The sequence below is a fragment of the Mesobacillus subterraneus genome (assembly GCF_000934845.1).
Classification (GTDB): Bacteria; Bacillota; Bacilli; order Bacillales; family Cytobacillaceae; genus Mesobacillus; species Mesobacillus stamsii.
Window position 1 is genome coordinate 37260 of the sequence record NZ_JXIQ01000071.1, and the last position, 19534, is coordinate 56793.

Annotated in this window: 14 protein-coding genes and 1 other annotated feature; of the genes, 1 reads left to right on the plus strand and 13 read right to left on the minus strand. The window is 44.3% G+C overall.

The window, feature by feature from the left end:
* Nucleotides 1–16: 16 nt before the first annotated feature.
* The 9 genes from UB32_RS08835 to hemA form a co-directional block, all read right to left on the minus strand.
* On the minus strand, nt 17–2659 hold the full coding sequence (locus UB32_RS08835; RefSeq protein ID WP_044392986.1) for a valine--tRNA ligase: 2643 nt from the start codon (nt 2657–2659) through the stop codon (nt 17–19).
* Between the two features lie 57 nt (nt 2660–2716).
* Nucleotides 2717–2958: a binding site (T-box leader), on the minus strand.
* A gap of 385 nt (nt 2959–3343) precedes the next feature.
* Entirely contained in the window at nt 3344–4381 is a 1038-nt protein-coding gene (gene ysxE / locus UB32_RS08845) for a spore coat protein YsxE (protein ID WP_044392990.1), read from the minus strand.
* Nucleotides 4382–4534: 153 nt separating this feature from the next.
* Complete coding sequence (gene spoVID, locus UB32_RS08850) at nt 4535–5689, minus strand: stage VI sporulation protein D (protein ID WP_044392991.1); 1155 nt, start codon at nt 5687–5689, stop codon at nt 4535–4537.
* Nucleotides 5690–6096: 407 nt separating this feature from the next.
* The gene (gene hemL / locus UB32_RS08855) at nt 6097–7389 is read right to left on the minus strand and encodes a glutamate-1-semialdehyde 2,1-aminomutase (RefSeq protein WP_044392992.1); all 1293 of its coding nucleotides are present in this window, start codon (nt 7387–7389) and stop codon (nt 6097–6099) included.
* Between the two features lie 67 nt (nt 7390–7456).
* Nucleotides 7457–8437 carry a porphobilinogen synthase gene (gene hemB, locus UB32_RS08860; RefSeq protein ID WP_044392994.1) on the minus strand — a complete coding sequence of 327 codons (981 nt, stop codon included), beginning with the start codon at nt 8435–8437 and terminating at the stop codon, nt 7457–7459.
* A gap of 3 nt (nt 8438–8440) precedes the next feature.
* Nucleotides 8441–9217: a uroporphyrinogen-III synthase gene (locus tag UB32_RS08865; RefSeq protein ID WP_044392996.1), complete on the minus strand. Its 777-nt coding sequence runs from the start codon at nt 9215–9217 to the stop codon at nt 8441–8443.
* On the minus strand, nt 9214–10149 hold the full coding sequence (gene hemC / locus UB32_RS08870; protein WP_044392998.1) for a hydroxymethylbilane synthase: 936 nt from the start codon (nt 10147–10149) through the stop codon (nt 9214–9216). Before hemC ends, UB32_RS08865 begins: the two co-directional genes overlap by 4 nt.
* A gap of 13 nt (nt 10150–10162) precedes the next feature.
* Nucleotides 10163–10996, minus strand: coding sequence for a cytochrome C assembly family protein (locus UB32_RS08875; RefSeq protein ID WP_044393000.1), 834 nt, complete (start codon nt 10994–10996; stop codon nt 10163–10165).
* A gap of 13 nt (nt 10997–11009) precedes the next feature.
* Complete coding sequence (gene hemA / locus UB32_RS08880; protein WP_044393002.1) at nt 11010–12356, minus strand: glutamyl-tRNA reductase; 1347 nt, start codon at nt 12354–12356, stop codon at nt 11010–11012.
* A gap of 257 nt (nt 12357–12613) precedes the next feature.
* Here hemA and UB32_RS08885 point away from each other — a divergent pair, with 257 nt between their 5' ends.
* Nucleotides 12614–13021, plus strand: coding sequence for a LiaI-LiaF-like domain-containing protein (locus UB32_RS08885; RefSeq protein WP_198528184.1), 408 nt, complete (start codon nt 12614–12616; stop codon nt 13019–13021).
* Between the two features lie 62 nt (nt 13022–13083).
* On the opposite strand, the gene yihA is transcribed toward UB32_RS08885, so the two are convergent.
* The 4 genes from yihA to clpX form a co-directional block, all read right to left on the minus strand.
* Nucleotides 13084–13668 carry a ribosome biogenesis GTP-binding protein YihA/YsxC gene (gene yihA / locus UB32_RS08890; protein ID WP_044393004.1) on the minus strand — a complete coding sequence of 195 codons (585 nt, stop codon included), beginning with the start codon at nt 13666–13668 and terminating at the stop codon, nt 13084–13086.
* On the minus strand, nt 13665–15992 hold the full coding sequence (gene lon, locus UB32_RS08895) for an endopeptidase La (RefSeq protein WP_044393007.1): 2328 nt from the start codon (nt 15990–15992) through the stop codon (nt 13665–13667). The genes yihA and lon overlap by 4 nt, the downstream gene beginning before the upstream one ends.
* Nucleotides 15993–16213: 221 nt before the next feature.
* Nucleotides 16214–17881: an ATP-dependent protease LonB gene (gene lonB, locus UB32_RS08900; protein WP_044393008.1), complete on the minus strand. Its 1668-nt coding sequence runs from the start codon at nt 17879–17881 to the stop codon at nt 16214–16216.
* 151 nt (nt 17882–18032) lie between these two features.
* A complete protein-coding gene (gene clpX, locus UB32_RS08905) occupies nt 18033–19295 on the minus strand; it encodes an ATP-dependent protease ATP-binding subunit ClpX (protein WP_044393010.1) in 1263 nt (420 codons plus the stop codon).
* Nucleotides 19296–19534: the final 239 nt, after the last annotated feature.

The window sequence follows — 19534 nt, forward strand, 5'->3', positions numbered from 1 at the left end:
TCCAAAGTATCCTATATTAGTTTCTCCATTCCTTAATGCGAGCTTCCACAGCTACCCGTTTTTCCAAATAATCCTTTTCCTTCGCACGCTCTTCCTCAATGACTTTCTCAGGAGCCTTTTTAACAAAGCCTTCATTGGCAAGCTTCTTCTGAACACGCTCCACTTCTTTATCAAGTTTTTCCTTCTCCTTTTGAAGTCGGGCGATTTCTTCGTCGATATTGATCAGGCCTTCAAGAGGAAGGATGATTTCGATGCCGGTTGCAACAGCTGTCATTGCTTTTTCAGGTGCGGTCACTTCCAGGCCGATCTCAAGATTTTCCGGATTACAGAAACGAATGAGGTAACCGCGGTTATTTTCCAGCATGCTCAGTGTCGTTTCGTCCTTCGCTTTCAGGAACATATCAACCTTTTTGCTTAGAGGCGTGTTCACCTCAGAGCGGATATTCCTAACAGAACGGATCACTTCCACAAGCAGCTTCATCTCTTCTGCAGCTTGTAGATCTGTAAGTACTGGATCAACCTCAGGCCAACTGGCAACGGTAATTGATTTCCCCTTATGAGGGAGGTTCTGCCAAATTTCTTCCGTGATGAAAGGCATGAACGGATGCAACAGACGCATTGTGTTATCAAGTACATACGCAAGAATCGATCTAGTCGTTTTCTTGGCCGTCTCCTCTTCGCCATATAACGGCAGCTTCGCCATTTCAATATACCAGTCACAAAGATCATCCCAAATGAAGTTATAAAGTGCGCGGCCTACCTCACCGAATTCATAGCGGTCCGACAGCCTTGTCACTGTTTCAATTGTTTCGTTCAACCTTGTCAAAATCCATTTGTCAGCAACCGATTTCTCGCCACTCAAATCGATTTCATCATATTGGAGCCCATTCATATTCATTAACGCAAATCGTGATGCGTTCCAGATTTTATTTGCAAAGTTCCAGGTTGCTTCCACTTTCTCCGTGCTGAAGCGAAGGTCCTGCCCCGGCGCGCTTCCTGTTGTCAGGAAGTAGCGGAGGGAGTCGGCACCGTACTGGTCGATGACGTCCATCGGATCGACACCGTTTCCAAGTGATTTACTCATTTTCCGACCGTCTTCTGCACGAACAAGTCCGTGAATCAAAACATCCTTGAATGGACGCTTTCCTGTGAATTCAAGTCCCTGGAAAATCATCCTTGACACCCAGAAGAAGATAATATCATACCCTGTAACGAGTGCATCGGTTGGATAGTAGCGCTTATAATCAGCTGCCTCCTCATTCGGCCAGCCCATCGTCGAAAATGGCCATAGGGCCGAGCTGAACCATGTATCTAGAACGTCATGATCCTGCTCCCAATTTTCAGGGTCAAGAGGAGGCTCATGGTCAACATATATCTCGCCTGTTTCCTTATGATACCAGGCTGGAATCCGGTGGCCCCACCATAGCTGGCGGGAAATACACCAGTCACGAATATTTTCCATCCAGCGCATATACGTATTTTCAAAGCGCTCAGGGACGAAGTGTACTTTCTCTTCTTTGGTTTGCAACGCAACTGCTTCGTCGGCAAGCGGCTGCATTTTAACGAACCATTGAGTGGATAAATACGGCTCCACAACCGCTCCGCTTCGCTCTGAGTGCCCAACAGAGTGCAGGTGCTCTTCCATCTTGAAAAGAATGCCTGCTTCCTGAAGGTCCTTGACGATTTGCTTGCGGCACTCAAACCGATCCATGCCCTGGTACTTGCCGGCTTTAGCATTCATCGAGCCATCTTCGTTCATGACAAGAACTCTTTCCAGTTTATGGCGGTTGCCGATTTCAAAGTCATTAGGGTCATGTGCCGGCGTGATTTTCACAGCCCCAGAGCCAAATTCCATGTCAACATAATCGTCGCCGACAATCGGAATCTCGCGGCCAACGATTGGCAGAATGACCGTCTTGCCGATCAGATGCTTGTAACGGTCATCTTCCGGATGGACCGCAACCGCCGTATCACCAAGCATCGTTTCCGGTCTGGTCGTAGCGATTTCGATATGTCCGCTGCCATCAGCCAGAGGATATCTCATATGGTAGAAGGCACCCTGGACATCTTTATGGATAACCTCAATATCAGATAAAGCTGTTTTAGCTGCCGGGTCCCAGTTGATAATGTATTCGCCGCGGTAGATCAGCCCTTTGCGGTATAAAGATACGAATACTTCTTTAACAGCCTTCGAAAGGCCCTCGTCCAAAGTGAAGCGCTCCCGGCTGTAATCGAGGCCAAGTCCTAGCTTAGACCATTGCTTGCGGATATGCTGCGCGTATTCTTCTTTCCATTTCCATGTTTCTTTTAAAAACTTTTCGCGGCCAAGCTCGTAGCGGTTGATGCCCTGGCTTCGTAGCTTTTCGTCCACCTTTGCCTGTGTGGCAATCCCGGCATGGTCCATTCCCGGCAGCCAAAGTACGTCATAGCCCTGCATCCGCTTCATCCGCGTAAGGATATCCTGCAGCGCAGTATCCCATGCATGGCCGAGATGAAGCTTCCCAGTTACGTTTGGCGGCGGAATCACAATAGTATAAGGTTTCTTCGTTTCATCATCCTTTGCTTCGAAAAACTTTCCCTTAACCCACCATTCATAGCGTCCCTGCTCAATTGCAGACGGATCGTATTTAGTCGGCATCGACAAATTCTCTTCCATCATTTTTTCCTCCTATCAACTGCTTTTCCTTTTGTAAAAATAAAAAAACTCCAATCGCCATAAAAGGACGAATGGAGTATGTTCGCGGTACCACCTTTTTTTCCAGCAACGGTAAAAACATCTGTCGCTGGCTCAAATCTGGATAACGGCTCTTCACCGTCGCCTGTTACTGAGAGTCATTCCGTTCCCAGGCGATGCTCAAGGGCGACCTTCCATGGTTCCGGCTTAGAAGTCCTCCCAGCAATTGGACTTCCTCTCTTCAAGCGGATTGCTCATGTACTCTTCCCTATCCATGCTTTGCTTTATTTATATTAGTAATACTACCTAAAAAAGATGATTGACGTCAATCATCCTTTCCTATTTTCCTTTATTTTATTCTTTTAGGTACGTTCTGTGCCAATAATCGGCACATCTTGGGCCAATGCCTCATAGAATAAAAATAGGATATCATATTTGCTTGGAGGGATGGCTATGAAAAGAAATAGGTATAATCCGTATTCACTCCCCAAATGGGCGAGGACGACGAGGGCAGTATCCGCGCAACTAATTATTCCTTTTTGTGTCTTTCAAGGATTAAGAACCCTTTTCTTCCCGTCGACCTTCGATGTTTTTCTGCTGTCCATTTTCATTCTGATCGCTTTGGCAATCAAATTTGACATTTTCTAAGGAGCCTAAGAGCTGCTGCATTCAGCTCTGAGCTCCCTCTTGCTTTGCCTGCTCTTTCTGCTTTTCGAGATCGTCGATTTTCGTTACTACATAGCCAGTGTTGTTCAAGAGCCAATATTGACGCTGCAGCTTCTGAACAAATTTCCTTTCATCTACGTCCTTCTTGCGTTGATGATAAGTCTCTGCAACCCGGATAATGCCGGATGGAAAAGCAAGATAACTCATGAATAACTGCATTTCATCATCCCGGAAAGGAAAATGCTTCAGATATACATAAATCCAGTCAATGACTTCGTCCCCATACTTTGGCTGCGTTTTTAACGACCTTGCCAGAAATGGCAGCAAATCTTGAATGGGAGAACCTATCCTTGCTTTTTCGAAATTGATGAAGTAGCCGTATCCTCTTTCATCAAACAAAAAATGCTCTGGTGAGACTTTTCCGTGTAATGTCACCGTCCTTGTTTTCTTCTGTTCCTTCGTTTTTTCATTCCACGTCTCCAGCTTTATTCTGGCAAACTGTATCGCCTGCCGAATCTGGATGTAATACAGACAAAAGTTTAATTCAAATGGAGACATATAAGTCTTGTTCTCACAGCTTTCAAGGAACCCATTTACAAATTCTTCTTCTTTTTCCCATTCTTTCAAAGTGTTCTCATAATGCTCTTGCTTCACTTCCGGCCTGATTTCCAGTTCCTTAGCTGACAGGGTATGCATTCTTGCCAGCTCCCTGAACAGCTGCTTATGCTTTTCCGATTGATCCTCCCTGTTAGCATTTGGCACCCATGGCATTAAATAATAGAGTGAATTGTTATGCAAAATGGCATATCTGCCGTCGCTTGATGGATAAACAGGAACGATCCTGTTGTAGTCTTTTTGATAAAGAGTCTGGATATGCTTGATAAAATCGGACCCTTCATACGGATGGATCTTTTTCAAAGCAAAGATACCTGATTTCGTATAGATCTTCTTTATTTTTCCAAATCCTTCCGCAAAATAGGGCTCGATTGGATAGTGTTTCAACACAGCAGATACTTCATTTAAATGATTGTGCTCATCCATCGGATCCCTCGCCTACTTTCTGAAACTTCTATCGATGAATATAGTTGGGCAGGTGCTTGTATACACCTGCCCAACTTACCTATTAGTTGTCACAATCCAGCCGAGCCCTGACAACCAGCTTCCTTTTGGACAAGGCATTGCTTTGTTTCCTTATTAAGATTGGTGAATAGCCGCACCAGGTACATATAATACTTGGCCTTCCTGTACTTCATGATCGATGTTCAAATGGTTGACTCGCAACAGCTGTTGTACAGATACATCATAGCGATCCGAAATCGATTGAAGCGAATCTCCTTGCTGGACGATGCAAACTCTTATTTTCGCTACTTCCGTTTCCTCTTCTTTCCGCGCTAAAAATTCAGCTATGGAGATGCCTTTTTTCATGTTCGGTTTTTTCTTTTTCATCAATGGAGAAGAGGAACTTTCTACCGATTCTTCTTCCACTTCAGCAGACATGTTTTCTGGTATCGATTCTTCTTCTTCTGCCTCCTGCTCAACTTCGACCTCTTGCTCCCCTCTAAAATCCTGAAAAGCAAATGCTGGTTCTGGTTGTTCTTGAGTCTGCGGTTCTGGTTCTGGTTGTTCTTGAGCCTGTGGTTCTAGTTCTGGTTGTTCTTGAGTCTGTGGATCCAGTTTCGCTGCAGCTGTTTTTTTCGCTTCTGCCCTGAACGGCGCATATAATTCATCCTCATAGGAATCTTCCTCTTGCTGGTTCAACGCTTCATTCTGCTGAACAAAAGAGTACGCCGGGGGATCTGGAAAATCCTGTTCATCCGCTTCTCTTGATGGATTGATGTCTGCCTCGGCCTCCTCTTCTATTTCATTTTCACGGTAACTAATTTCCAGTTCCTCTTTTTCTTCGTTAACCGCTTCATGCTGCTGCTCTCCATATAGACCGGTAATTGCCAAATCAGCATTCAGCTTCAGGCGCTCCTTTTCTGGAAAAGCATAATCGAACGCTTCTACATGGATATCAATGTCATAAATACTTTCAATCCGGTTTTTCGGAATGGTGATATCTACCGGGAAGCGGTGAAGAAATTCAAATAACCCTTCTTCCCTCTCCATGACAGAATGGACGTACTTAAGCGCCGATAATTGTTCTTCCTCCTCCTGCTGTTGTTCATAGCATGTATACTCCCCAGTCAGCTCTAGAGATCCGCGAATAGAAACATATTGCTCATTTTCCTGGATCGTTATATTCGGATCGAGTGAAATCGAGACAAGCTCTGCGACTTCCTGTCCTCTTTGAAACCACACTGACTCCTCTAGTGAAAATCGCAGGTACGATGGATTCCCCTGAGACAAAGCGACTCCTCCTTTCATTCCTTAAACGTAAAATCACTATGTCATTAACACTTTATGAACCTTAATTTGCTTTTATGATCATTTAGAACATAAAAAGGAGTTGGCGTGTGCAGCCTTTGATATATAGAATGGTATATTCGTTAAAAGTAAGCAAAACCGGGCAAACTGCGCCCGGTCCTATTTTAGTTTGGCGGATCATCGGGGCTGTTGATTGGAACGGAGTGCAAACATTATAGCGAATTGAAATCACAACTCCTCAAATTTTATATGATTCGTGTTTTTTTATTAAAACAACTGCCATAAGGGTACCTTTCATGCGGAAAGATACCCTTATGCGAGCATTCCCACCTACATAAGGGTACCTTTCATGCGAAAAGACACCCTCCAAGTGAAGGGTGTCTTTTCGTTTAGTGATTCTGCAGCTTGGCAAATGCTTTTTCGGCTGCTTCGATTGTTTTTTGCAGGTCTTCGTCTGTATGTGCTGTCGACAGGAATAAGCCTTCAAATTGAGATGGTGGCAGGTACACTCCTTCGTTTGCCATTTCCCGATAATAGGCGGCGAAGAATTTTAGATTCGATGTCTTGGCTGCTTCGTAGTTGATCACTTCTTTATTGGTGAAGAAGATGCCGATCATGGAGCCTGCACGGTTAATAATATGCGGAATTCCATATTTTTCTGCCGCGGCTTTCAGTCCTGTTTCAAGGATATATGCTTTACGCTCAAATTCTTTGTAGGAATCAGGAGTAAGCTGCTTCAAAGTCTCGAGTCCGGCAGTCATCGCCAGTGGGTTCCCTGATAGGGTTCCCGCCTGGTAAATTGGACCGCTCGGAGCAATTTGCTCCATAATTTCCCGTTTTCCACCGTAGGCACCGACTGGAAGTCCTCCGCCGATTACCTTTCCAAGACATGTCAGGTCAGGCGTTACATTGTAATAACCTTGCGCACAATGATACCCTACTCGGAAGCCTGTCATCACCTCATCGAAAATCAATACGGTGCCATACTGTGAGGTGATTTCGCGCAAACCTTCTAGGAAGCCCTCTACTGGCGGCACAACACCCATATTTCCGGCAACCGGTTCCACGATTACACCGGCGATGTCATCCCCATACTGTTCAAATGCGTAGCGAACACTCTCCAGATTGTTGTAAGGTACAGTAATCGTATTTTTAGCGACACCCTCAGGAACACCTGGACTGTCAGGCAAACCGAGCGTAGCGACACCAGAACCAGCTTTGATGAGCAACGAATCGCCATGTCCATGGTAGCAGCCTTCAAACTTCAGAATTTTGTTACGGCCAGTATACCCGCGCGCCAGGCGCAAGGCACTCATCGTTGCTTCTGTTCCCGAAGATACCATCCTCACCATTTCAATCGATGGTACCCGGTCAATGACAAGCTGAGCCAGTTCATTCTCAATAACTGTAGGCGCTCCAAAACTCGTCCCAAGCTCTGCTACTTTTTTGATCCCGGCGACAACGCGATCATTGGTGTGGCCGAGGATTAGCGGTCCCCATGATAATACATAGTCGATATATTCATTGCCATCAATATCATAGATTTTTGACCCCTTGCCTTTTTCCATGAAAATCGGATCCATATCAACGGATTTAAACGCGCGAACAGGGCTGTTAACACCACCTGGCAATAAGTCCACCGCTTGTTTGAAAGCTTTTATCGATTTATCATATGAGCGCATAGTATCCCTCATTTCTATAATCTAGCTACTCTTGTTTCCTTTATTTTTCACAGCACTCCAGCTAAAATTACTGTTCCTGCAGCCAGCGTGCTGCATCCTTCGCGTGATAGGTGATAATCAAATCTGAGCCTGCACGCTTCATACCAGTGAGCATTTCCATGACAATGCTCTTTTCATCCACCCAGCCGTTTTGTGCTGCTGCTTTTACCATTGAATACTCGCCGCTGACATTGTAAATAACCACTGGCAGGTTAAAATTATTTTTTACGTCGCGGACAATATCAAGATACGGCATGCCAGGCTTGACGATTAGGAAGTCAGCACCTTCGGCTACATCGGATTCCGCTTCGCGCATTGCTTCTAGGCGGTTGGCTGGATCCATCTGGTAGGACTTGCGGTCACCGAACTGCGGCGTACTCTCTGCCGCTTCACGGAATGGACCATAAAATGCGGAAGAATACTTGACTGCATAGGACATGATCGGCACATCCTGGAAACCAGCTTCATCAAGCGCAAAGCGAATCGCGACAACGAATCCGTCCATCATATTGGACGGTGCAATGATATCTGCTCCGGCCTTAGCCTGGCTGACAGCAGTCTTACCAAGCAGCTCCAATGACGGGTCATTCAACACCTTGCCATTCTCGATGACGCCGCAGTGACCATGACTTGTGTATTCGCACAGGCATGTATCGGCGATGACCACCATATCTGGAAAATCCCTTTTGATTACACGGGTGGCTTCCTGAACGATTCCGTGGTCATGGTATGCCTGGCAGCCTAATTCGTCTTTTTCCTTTGGAACACCAAACAGCAGCACCGATTTAATTCCTAATGCTTCTACTTCGGTGATTTCTGCTTTCAGGCGATCAAGCGATAAATGATAGACACCGGGCATAGACGAAACTTCCGTCTTCACATTCTCTCCCTCTACGATAAAAAGCGGATAAATCAAGTCTTCGGTGCGAAGATGATTTTCACGTACAAGTGCGCGCATGTTCGCAGACTGACGAAGCCGGCGATGGCGGCTGAATTCAAGGTGTTTCATAAATTACCCTCCAATTTTTACATACTCGGCAACGCTTTTTAGCATCTCTTCCACGGTGTATTTCTCCGGCATCGCATCAACTTTCAAACCCCATTGCTCAGCCTTTCTTTTCGACACAGGACCGATGCAGGCAACAATGCAATGCGCAAGCTTGTCTCTTAAATGATAGTCCTCTACAATTCCCATAAAGTGATCGATTGTAGAAGGGCTTGTAAAGGTAAGTATATCAAGTCTTTCCTCACTTAGCATCTGAACGAGCTTGTCCTTGCTGTCCTGAGGAAGATAGGTCTCATAGATAATAATCTCCTCCACGATAGCACCTTTTTTCTTCAAGGACGAAGAAATGTAGTCCCTGGCAAGGTTCCCTTTTGGGATGAGGACTTTATCGCCAGCTTTCACATATGGCAAAAATTCTTCCGTGAATCTTTCTGCAACATACTCTTGAGGGAGAAAGTCTACCTTTTCTCCCCTTTCCTCAAGGGAGGCTTTTGTTTTGTCACCAATCACAGCTATTTTTGGAAGCGATGGCTTCTTTTTTTCAAAAAAAGAAAAAAAGGTTTCCACTGTAACATTGCTTGTGAAAATGATCCAATCATAATGATGTAAGCCCTGAAGTGTTTCCAGCAGTTTTTGCGTAGCTGCAACCGGCTGAAAGGCAATAAGAGGGATTTCCACAGGAATCCCTCTATGTCTGGCAACCAATTCAGAGAAACGTTTCGCATGGGCCTTTCCCCGCGGAATCAGGACAGTTCTATTTTGCAGCGAAAAAGCGGCGATCATTCTCCATCAAGCTCCAGTTTCACCTTATCAATCAAATCTTTTGCTCCCAGACTGATTAAACGATCGGCAGCCTGCTTTCCAAGTTCTTCTGGATTCGTTCCAATTACCTGCTCTTTAAAGATTGTTTTTCCATCTGGAGATCCAACAATGGACGTCAGAACGATTTCTTCGTTGTCATTGAAATGCGCATATCCACCAATTGGCACCTGACAGCCGCCCTCCATCTTGTGAAGGAATGCCCTCTCTGCTTTTACTGTTGCGCTTGTTTCTGCTGAAGTGAATTTCTCAAGAAGCTCAAGAAGTTCTGTATCATCACTGCGGCATTCAATCGAAAGCGCACCCTGGCCAACTGCCGGCACACAGATGTCCGGTTCGATAAATTCAGTGACAACATCACTTGCCCACCCCATCCGTTTTAAACCGGCAGCTGCAAGGATGATCCCATCATACTCATCTGTTTCCAGCTTCGCTAGCCTCGTATCAATATTTCCGCGAATCCATTTCATTTCAAGATCCGGACGCTGGGCGAGAAGCTGAGCGCTTCTGCGAAGGCTGCTTGTTCCAATAACAGAACCTGGTTTTAATTCTTTAAAAGGAATATGTCCATTTGAAATCAAGACATCGCGGTGATCCTCCCGCTCCGGGATAGACCCGATCACAAGTCCTTCAGGCAGGATGGCAGGCATATCCTTCATGCTATGTACAGCCATGTCAATCTCTTTATCTAGCATGGCCTGTTCGATTTCTTTTACGAAAAGCCCTTTTCCTCCGACTTTAGAAAGTGTGACATCGAGGATTTTATCTCCCTTGGTCAAAATTTCTTTGACTTCAAATTCAAAAGGAGCACCTAAATTTTTAAGCTGTTGGATTACCCAGTGTGTTTGTGTCAACGCCAGCTTACTCCGTCTGGAGCCTACGATAATTTTTCTCATGACAGCCTCCTATTTACTGATACCAAAAGTGGAAAGAAGATAATTTTCCAGATAGAAAGAAGTTAATCAATACAATCAGGAATGACGCTATATTTAATAATGAAAGTGATTTTCCATGCATCCCTTTGCCGGCCTTTAAGTACAAGTAGATGCTATAGATTGCAAGGACGATGAAGGAGCCTAATAGCTTGGCATCATACCAGGCAAGATCAGGAACCTTGATCCATGCCCACTGCAGTCCAAGAATCAGACTAAGGATCAGCATTGGCACCCCGACGACGTTCAAGATGTAGGACCAGTAATCAAGCCGCGATAAATCGGAGATCCTCCATAACAGCTTCCCCCACTTTTTCCGCTTTAAAAGGTCATATTGGATCAGATATAACAGCGAAAAGACGAATGAGATAGAAAAAGCTCCATAAGACAGGATTGCCATCGTGATATGAATCAGCAAAAGCTCTGATACGAGCTGATCCGACATCACATTGGAATCATATTGGACAGGAGCGAATGTATGGATTGCCATGATCATGAAGCCAAGGATATTCGTAAAAAAAACAATGAAATCCACTTTTAGCAGTTTGTTGATAGCCAAAGACAGCGTCACCAGCACCCATGCATAAAAATAGAGCCCCTCAAAAAGAGTCAGGACCGGGAACCGGCCTGTATCAAACATGTAATACAAGAGGAAAATCGTCTGGAATCCCCATACAAATGCAAGTAACCAGAAGGCAACTTTATTCGCCATCCGGTTACGGTTAAGAAAATCAATGAAATACAAAAGAACGCTAACCGCATAAATCACAATAGTTCCTTCATGGAGACGAGTTATATAAAGATCACCCATGGTCACCACCTCTTTATGGCTGAAAGGAAGCCTGAGGCGAAGGAACTTTTGCCCGCTTAGTCTCAGCCGTTTTCATTCCTTCTTGTTCTGCGACGAGCTGTTCTATATTGAAAATTTTGATGAAAAGTTCGAGAGCATCTTCCGCATTCGGTGCAGCTGCAAGCTCTTTTGCCTGCAAGATCGGGTCTTTAAGCAGCTGGTTAATAATGCTCTTCGTATGCTTGTTCAGCACCTTTTTATCATGGTCAGAGAGATTTGGCAATTTCCGTTCGATGCTTCTCATTGTCTCTTCCTGGATTGAAAGCGCTTTGACTCTAAGCGCTGAGATGACCGGGACAACACCAAGTGTGTTCAACCATTGCTTGAATTGGACAATTTCCCCTTCAATCATGACTTGGATCTTCTCTGCTGCTTTTTGGCGTTCCAGCAAATTCGCTTCGACGATCCCTTCCATATCATCGATATCATATAGGAAGACATTTTCCAATGTAGCAATTTCGGGATCGAGATCACGCGGGACAGCTATATCGACCATGAATAATGGCTTGCCTTTTCGCCTTTGCTCCACCTTGGAAACCATTTCCTTTGTAACAACAAACTCCTTGGCTCCTGTCGAACTAATCAAAATATCAGCATCCGCCAAAGCAGTTTGGAGCTCATCGAGGCTTTTGGCAACTCCCGAAAAACGGTTTGCCAACTCTTCGGCCTTTTCGAAAGTTCGATTGATGACCGTCACTTTCTTCGCACCATTCGCATGAAGATTTTGAATCGAAAGTTCGCCCATTTTGCCGGCACCAACGATCAGCACATGCTTATTGTCAAGAGTGCCGAAAATCTTTTTGGCTAGTTCTACAGCCGCATAACTGACCGACACAGCGTTCGCACCGATATCCGTTTCGGAATGGCCGCGTTTTGCCAGCGTGACAGCTTGTTTGAACAACTGGTTAAAAACGGTTCCCGTTGTGTTTTCTTCAAGGGCCAGCATGAAGCTGGAACGCACCTGTCCGAGAATCTGGGTCTCACCTAGTACCATTGAGTTTAGGCCTGATGAAACCTTGAATAAATGCTCAATTGCTCCGTCTTGTTCGTAGACGAACAAGAAAGGGGCGAATTCTGGTTGAGGGATTCCGAACCATTCTGATAAAAACTCTTTAAGATAATATTTGCCCGTATGAAGCTGATCCACGACGGCGTATATTTCTGTACGGTTACATGTTGAAACGATGACATTCTCAAGGATGCTTTTCTTTTGCTGAAGTGCGCGCATTGCTTCTCCAAGACTCGCTTCATTAAATGTCAACCTTTCGCGGATTTCGACAGGGGCAGTTTTATAGTTAAGACCGACAACAATAATATGCATTATGAATTGACACCCCCACAAAGAAATTGCATAATTGGCTAAGGTAATTATACATGAGTTTCTCCACTTTTAACGTTGTAAATGTGAACAACTGTTGAAACCATCTATTTAAATAAACGTGTATAAAATAGAAAGAATATTCCTGTATGATTGTTATCCTTTTATTCTATCTGTCAAGCAATCAAACATACTCCCTAATGTACCTTATCAAAGTTTTGCCCTTAATTCAAGTGAGCTTTATTGGAAGTGGTGGAAAAATGAAAAAACAAAAAATCGTACCTGCGATTCTCTTAATCGGTTTTGGTATCTATTTTTATCTCCAACAGGAAACGAATTCACTATTCCATGAATTTTCTACCTGGCCGACGCTGCTGATCATTGTCGGAGTCGCCTTTTTGGTTCAGGGATATTGGGGCCGAGATTATGAATCGATTTTCCCAGGGGTTATTCTAAGTGGCATTGGTGTCCATTTTCATATAGCCAATAAGTTTGCGCTCTGGCCCGATCATCTCGGGGCATTCCTCTTAATCATCGCCCTTGGATTTTTCCTGCGGTATCAGAAAACCGGCAATGGTTTATTTTATGGAGTCCTCTTTCTTATTTTAGCAGGTGTGCTGCTGTTTTATGACAAGCTACCAGCATCGTTCGGGTTATTGCTTAGTTAGAAAAAAGACGAAAACTTGCACCAGCTAACATGGTGCAAGTTTTCGTTTTTAGCTTCCTTTTTTTATTTCATAAAGCTACCCATGACAGACCATGCTTTGTCTTTCCCTTCCCCTGTTTCTGATGAGAAAAGAATGATCGAATCCTCAGCTTTTAATTCTAAAGTTTCTTTCGTGATCTTCATATGCTTTTGCCATTTGGATTTCGGGATTTTATCCGCTTTTGTAGCAATGATAATAACCGGGATTCCATAATGCTTAAGGAAATCATACATCAAGACATCGTCCTTAGATGGCGGATGCCTAAGGTCCACAATCAATAGCACAGCCTTAAGCTGCTCACGGGATGTGATGTACGTTTCAATCATCTTTCCCCAAGCATCGCGTTCTGATTTTGATACTTTCGCATATCCATAACCAGGAACATCAACAAAATGAAGGATTTCATTGATTAAATAAAAATTCAAGGTCTGCGTCTTGCCAGGCTTCGAGGAAATCCTTGCAAGAGCTTTCCGGTTTAGCATTTTATTAATGAAAGAAGATTTACCAACATTCGATCGTCCCGCAAGAGCGAACTCCGGAAGATTTCCTTCCGGATACTGATTCGGTCTTACAGCACTGATTACAATTTCTGCACTGTTTACCTTCATTGGGAATCACCGTTTACAAGTGCGTGCTTCCATACTTCATCTACATGTGAAACTAACACAAATTCGAGCTCGTTACGGACGCTTTCCGGAATATCATCAATATCTTTTTCATTATCTTTTGGACAGATTACCTTGGTCAGTCCTGCTCGGTGAGCGCTCAAAGACTTCTCCTTTAGGCCGCCGATCGGTAGAACTCTGCCCCTTAAGGTTATTTCACCTGTCATTCCTACTTCCTTGCGAATCGGTTTGCCGGATAAAGCCGAAACGAGTGCCGTTGCAATCGTTATCCCCGCTGATGGTCCATCCTTAGGGACAGCTCCTTCAGGAACGTGGATGTGGATATCATTTTTCTCATAAAAATCTGGGTCGATATCCAACTGCTTTGCTTTTGACCGGACATAGCTGAATGCGGCCTGCGCCGATTCTTTCATGACATCGCCTAGCTTCCCAGTCAATACCAGCTTTCCTTTTCCCGGAGATAATGAAACTTCGATTTGCAGCGTATCTCCTCCAACCGTTGTATAGGCAAGTCCTGTTGCCACGCCTATCTGGTCTTCCAATTCTGCCTGTCCATATCTGTACTTCGTTTTGCCAAGGAATTCCTCCACAGTCTTCTCGCTTACAATCACACGCTTTTTCGTGCCCGAAACGACAATTTTCGCCGTTTTCCTGCAAATAGCAGCAAGCTGCCTTTCGAGAGAACGAACACCAGATTCGCGGGTATAATAACGGATCACCTTTGCAATGGCTTCATCCTTTATTTGCAGCTGCGATTTTGACAAGCCGTGGTCCTTAATCTGTCTAGGAAGCAAATGATCTTTGGCAATATGCAGCTTTTCCTGCTCCGTATAGCCAGCGATATTAATGATCTCCATCCTGTCAAGCAATGGACCTGGAACAGTAGAGAGATTATTGGCTGTAGCAATGAACATCACTTTCGAAAGATCGTATGTCTCTTCAATATAATGATCGCTGAAGGAATAGTTCTGCTCCGGATCCAGCACCTCAAGCATCGCAGAAGATGGGTCTCCACGGTAATCATTGGACATTTTATCGATTTCATCGAGAAGAAAAACAGGGTTGATCGTTCCTGCCTTTTTCATCCCTTGGATAATCCGCCCCGGCATCGCACCAACATAGGTCCGTCGATGTCCGCGAATTTCTGATTCATCGCGCACTCCGCCAAGGGAAATGCGGACAAAATTCCGATTCAAGGACTTAGCAATTGATTTAGCCAAGCTCGTTTTTCCTACCCCAGGAGGCCCAGAAAGGCATAGAATCGGGCCTTTTAGTGAGTTTGTCAGCTTTTGGACAGCAAGATACTCAAGGACGCGCTCTTTCACTTTTTCAAGTCCATAATGATCCTTATCAAGGATTCTCTCCGCTTTGCTGATATCAAGATCATCCTCAGTGGATTTGGACCATGGCAAAGCGATCAGCCATTCAAGATAATTCCGGATTACCGCACTTTCAGCAGAGGTTGTCGGTACCTTTTCATAACGGTCAAGCTCCTTCAACGCTGTTTCCTTCACATGATCAGGCATTCCGGCAAATTCGATTTTCTCAGTAAGCTCGGATATTTCCCCTGTCTTCCCTTCCTTATCGCCAAGTTCTTTTTGGATAGCCTTCATTTGCTCACGAAGGTAATATTCCTTCTGAGTTCGCTCCATTGAGCGTTTCACACGCTGACCGATTTTCTTTTCCAGTCCGAGCACTTCTTTTTCATTGTGGATAATTTCGATGACACGATTCATCCGATCCTTTATATTGATCATTTCAAGGATCTCCTGCTTTTCCTTCAGCTTGAGTGGAAGATGAGAAGCAATGATATCTGCCATTCTCCCAGGCTCCTCTATATCTGAAACAGATGCATACGTTTCCGCAGAAATCTTCTTCGACATTTTTATGTATTGTTCAAAATAATCAAGCATCGTCCTCATCAATGCTTCATCTTCGACATCCTTTGTTTCATCATCTTCGAACGTCCTAACTTTACAAGAAAAATGATCATTTTCGTCGTTAAGTTCCATGATTTCTGCCCTGGATAATCCTTCGACCAGAACACGGATTGTTCCGTTAGGAAGCTTCAGCATCTGCTTGACGCGGGTAAGCGTACCCATCAGGTAAAGGTCTTCCTCACCCGGTTCATCTATGGATATATCTTTTTGGGTTGTAAGATAGATCAGATGGTTATCTACCATTGCCTTCTCCAGTGCCTGTACCGATTTTTCTCGTCCTACATCCAAATGAAGGACCATCGTTGGATATACAAGCAACCCGCGCAGCGGCAGGAGAGGGACAGTGTACTCGTTATTATTCACCATAGCATTGCACCTCCAATATGCATTGAATCAAACCCATAAGCATGTTACTACTTTGTTGTTCAATTCTATCGCATTTAATTTCAAGTGTCTAATATTCTAGAGCGATTGCCCTATTTTCGTACTAATAATTAGTATCCTGATTTTCTTGTAAAAATATGTCTGGTGTTGTGCTTGCTTGTAAATGAAAAAAAACGCAGCTACGCGTTTTTTTCATTATTCCATTAGCTAGATTCTATTTGTGGGAAATCCATGGCAGCCTTGATGAGCTGCTCTCGCGAATGTTCTTTTAACAAAGCGATTTCAAAGACCTCCTCGAGATGAGAAACGGGAATAATTTCGATTCCAGTGATATCATTCAGGATGGACTGAACATTTTCTTTTGGAATGATTACCTTAGTGGCGCCTGCTTTTTTTGCAGCCTTCACTTTTGGATAGACACCGCCAATCGGCTTCACGTTTCCGTGGATGCTAATTTCTCCAGTCATTGCAACGGTATTGTCCATCGGGATTTGATAGATGGCTGAATAGATGCCAGTTGCCATTGCGATTCCGGCAGATGGTCCATCAATCGGTGTCCCGCCCGGGAAGTTAACGTGGATGTCAAACTCATCTGCCGGCACGCCCATCGATCTAAGGACTGTTATGACATTTTCAATCGAACCCCTAACCATGCTTTTTCTACGAATTGATTTTCCTTGTCCGCCAATGCTTTCTTCTTCCACGATGCCAGTAATATTGATCGACCCTTTTTCCTTCGCTTTAATGACGGTTACCTCGATTTCAAGCAGGGCGCCTGTGTTTGGTCCATAGACAGCAAGCCCATTCACCAGCCCAACAGCTGACTTTTCATTAATCTTTTTTTCCATTCTTGGTGTCAGCTGACTGGAATGGACGACCCACTCGATTTCCTCTTCCTTGATATATGATCGGTCATCTGTAATCGCAAGCCCTGCCGCAATTTGAACCATATTGACAGCTTCACGGCCATTTCTTGCATAGTTTGCCAAAATCCCAATTGCCTTTTCACTCATGGTCAGCTGTATTTTTTCAGCGGCATTTCTGGCTACTTCGGATATCTCCTCTTGGGTTAGCTCGCGGAAAAATACTTCCATGCATCTTGACCTGATCGCCGGAGGGATTTCGCTTGGAGTTCTCGTTGTCGCCCCAACAAGGCGGAAGTCTGCTGGAAGCCCATTTTTAAAGATATCGTGGATATGACTTGGAATTTGTGTGTTATCCTCATTATAATACGCACTCTCTAAAAATACCTTCCTGTCTTCCAGTACTTTTAAAAGCTTATTCATTTGGATTGGATGCAGTTCACCGATCTCATCGATGAATAAAACTCCACCGTGTGCATTGGTGACTGCCCCTTGCTTTGGCTGAGGAATGCCTGCTTGTCCCATTGCCCCAGCCCCTTGATAGATTGGATCATGCACCGAACCGATTAAGGGATCTGCAATTCCTCTTTCATCGAATCTGGCTGTCGTGGCATCCAGTTCAACGAATACAGATGCCTTTTTGAATGGCGATTTTTGATTTTGCTTTGCTTCTTCCAAAACCAGTCTCGCTGCCGCTGTTTTCCCTACTCCAGGAGGTCCGTAAATGATAACATGCTGCGGGTTAGGACCGCATAACGCAGCTTTCAATGCCTTTATTCCATCCTCTTGCCCGACAATATCATGGAAGCTTGATGGTCTTACTTTCTCAGCAAGTGGCTCAGTCAGTGAAACCGACCTCATCTTCCTTAATTGTTCCATTTCCTTTCGAGATTCCCGATCAATTGATACCTTTTGCGTCCTCTGACTCCTTAATAGATTCCAGAAATACAGCCCGATGATGATGCCAAAAAACAGCTGTATAAATAAGGCGATTCCGGTCCAACTCAATATACATTCCCTCCCAGTTGATGCTAGTCGTTTTAACCTAGTATCTCCCTGAGCGTGTTGGAATAAACAATATTTTAAAGTGAATTTTCCCACCTGAAAAGACCTTGAAGTAAAAAAATCCCGGTGAGTATTCACCAGGATTTAATAAGCATTATGCTGAATTTCTTTCGTCTTTCAGAACTGTGCCATCTTCCAGGACCAGATTTGGGGGCATATTATGTTCCACTGTGTCCTTGGTGATGATGCACTTAACAATGTCATCACGGGATGGAAGGTCAAACATCACATCAAGCATGATGCTCTCGATAATGGAACGCAATCCGCGGGCACCTGTTTTGCGCTCAATTGCCTTCTTGGCTATTTCAACCAGTGCCTCGTCTTCAAATTCGAGCTCGACTTCATCAAGCCCCAGCATTTTTTGATACTGTTTCACGAGTGCGTTTTTCGGCTTTGTCAGTATTTCGACTAACGCTTCTTCATCAAGTGGCGTTAAGCTGGCGATGACTGGAAGACGGCCGATAAATTCAGGAATCAACCCGAACTTTAACAAGTCCTCAGGTAGCACTTTTGCCAGCAATTCATTTTTGTCTATATCTTCTTCCTTTTTCTCCGAACCGAAGCCAATTACTTTCTGGCCAAGGCGGCGTTTGATAATTTGCTCAATACCATCGAATGCCCCGCCGCAAATGAACAGAATGTTCGTAGTATCAATCTGGATAAATTCCTGATGAGGATGCTTACGGCCGCCTTGTGGCGGTACACTTGCAACTGTACCTTCAAGAATTTTCAGGAGTGCCTGCTGCACACCTTCACCGGAAACATCTCTTGTAATAGATGGATTTTCGGATTTTCTTGCAATTTTATCGATTTCATCGATATAAATGATTCCTTTTTCAGCCTTTTCTACATCATAATCCGCGGACTGGATCAATTTCAACAGGATATTTTCAACATCTTCACCGACATACCCTGCTTCCGTTAATGATGTTGCATCTGCGATCGCAAATGGAACATTGAGAATCCTGGCTAATGTTTGTGCCAGCAATGTTTTACCACTACCGGTTGGGCCGATCATCGCAATATTGCTTTTTGAAAGTTCAACATCATCAATCTTGCTGTTTGAGTTGATACGCTTATAGTGGTTGTAAACGGCAACAGACAAGTTTTTCTTTGCCTTGTCCTGGCCAATTACATACTCATTAAGAATATCGCGGATTTCCTGTGGCTTTGGAACATCCTTGAACTCTACTTCTTCCTCTGTACCCAGTTCTTCTTCTACTATTTCTGTGCACAGTTCTATACATTCGTCACAGATATAAACACCTGGACCGGCTACCAGTTTGCGGACCTGATCCTGTGTCTTGCCGCAGAAAGAACATTTGAGCTGCCCTTTTTCATCATTAAATTTGAACAATTTCTTCACCCCTTGAGAACTTCTAAAACATATATAAAGCTGCAATCATAAGCAAACGAACAGTTAAGTAGCGCGTTTTTTTTCTGCTGCCTTATAGCAGGTATGTATTGCATTGTATCATATTTTGCCAAGGTACAGGAAATAATAACCCTCGGCTTTTACAGGTTCGCGCTTATGACGCAATAAATATGTACTAAATCATCATAACCATAAATCCGGCCATTAAATCGGCTTGCAGG

Bases quoted from the DNA above. Each gene is read 5' to 3' on its own strand.
- UB32_RS08835 (WP_044392986.1), bottom strand. From the start codon at position 2,659: ATGATGGAAGAGAATTTGTCGATGCCGACTAAATACGATCCGTCTGCA.
- ysxE (WP_044392990.1), bottom strand. From the start codon at position 4,381: ATGGATGAGCACAATCATTTAAATGAAGTATCTGCTGTGTTGAAACAC.
- hemL (WP_044392992.1), bottom strand. From the start codon at position 7,389: ATGCGCTCATATGATAAATCGATAAAAGCTTTCAAACAAGCGGTGGAC.
- hemB (WP_044392994.1), bottom strand. From the start codon at position 8,437: ATGAAACACCTTGAATTCAGCCGCCATCGCCGGCTTCGTCAGTCTGCG.
- UB32_RS08865 (WP_044392996.1), bottom strand. From the start codon at position 9,217: ATGATCGCCGCTTTTTCGCTGCAAAATAGAACTGTCCTGATTCCGCGG.
- hemC (WP_044392998.1), bottom strand. From the start codon at position 10,149: ATGAGAAAAATTATCGTAGGCTCCAGACGGAGTAAGCTGGCGTTGACA.
- UB32_RS08875 (WP_044393000.1), bottom strand. From the start codon at position 10,996: ATGGGTGATCTTTATATAACTCGTCTCCATGAAGGAACTATTGTGATT.
- hemA (WP_044393002.1), bottom strand. From the start codon at position 12,356: ATGCATATTATTGTTGTCGGTCTTAACTATAAAACTGCCCCTGTCGAA.
- UB32_RS08885 (WP_198528184.1), top strand. From the start codon at position 12,614: ATGAAAAAACAAAAAATCGTACCTGCGATTCTCTTAATCGGTTTTGGT.
- yihA (WP_044393004.1), bottom strand. From the start codon at position 13,668: ATGAAGGTAAACAGTGCAGAAATTGTAATCAGTGCTGTAAGACCGAAT.
- lon (WP_044393007.1), bottom strand. From the start codon at position 15,992: ATGGTGAATAATAACGAGTACACTGTCCCTCTCCTGCCGCTGCGCGGG.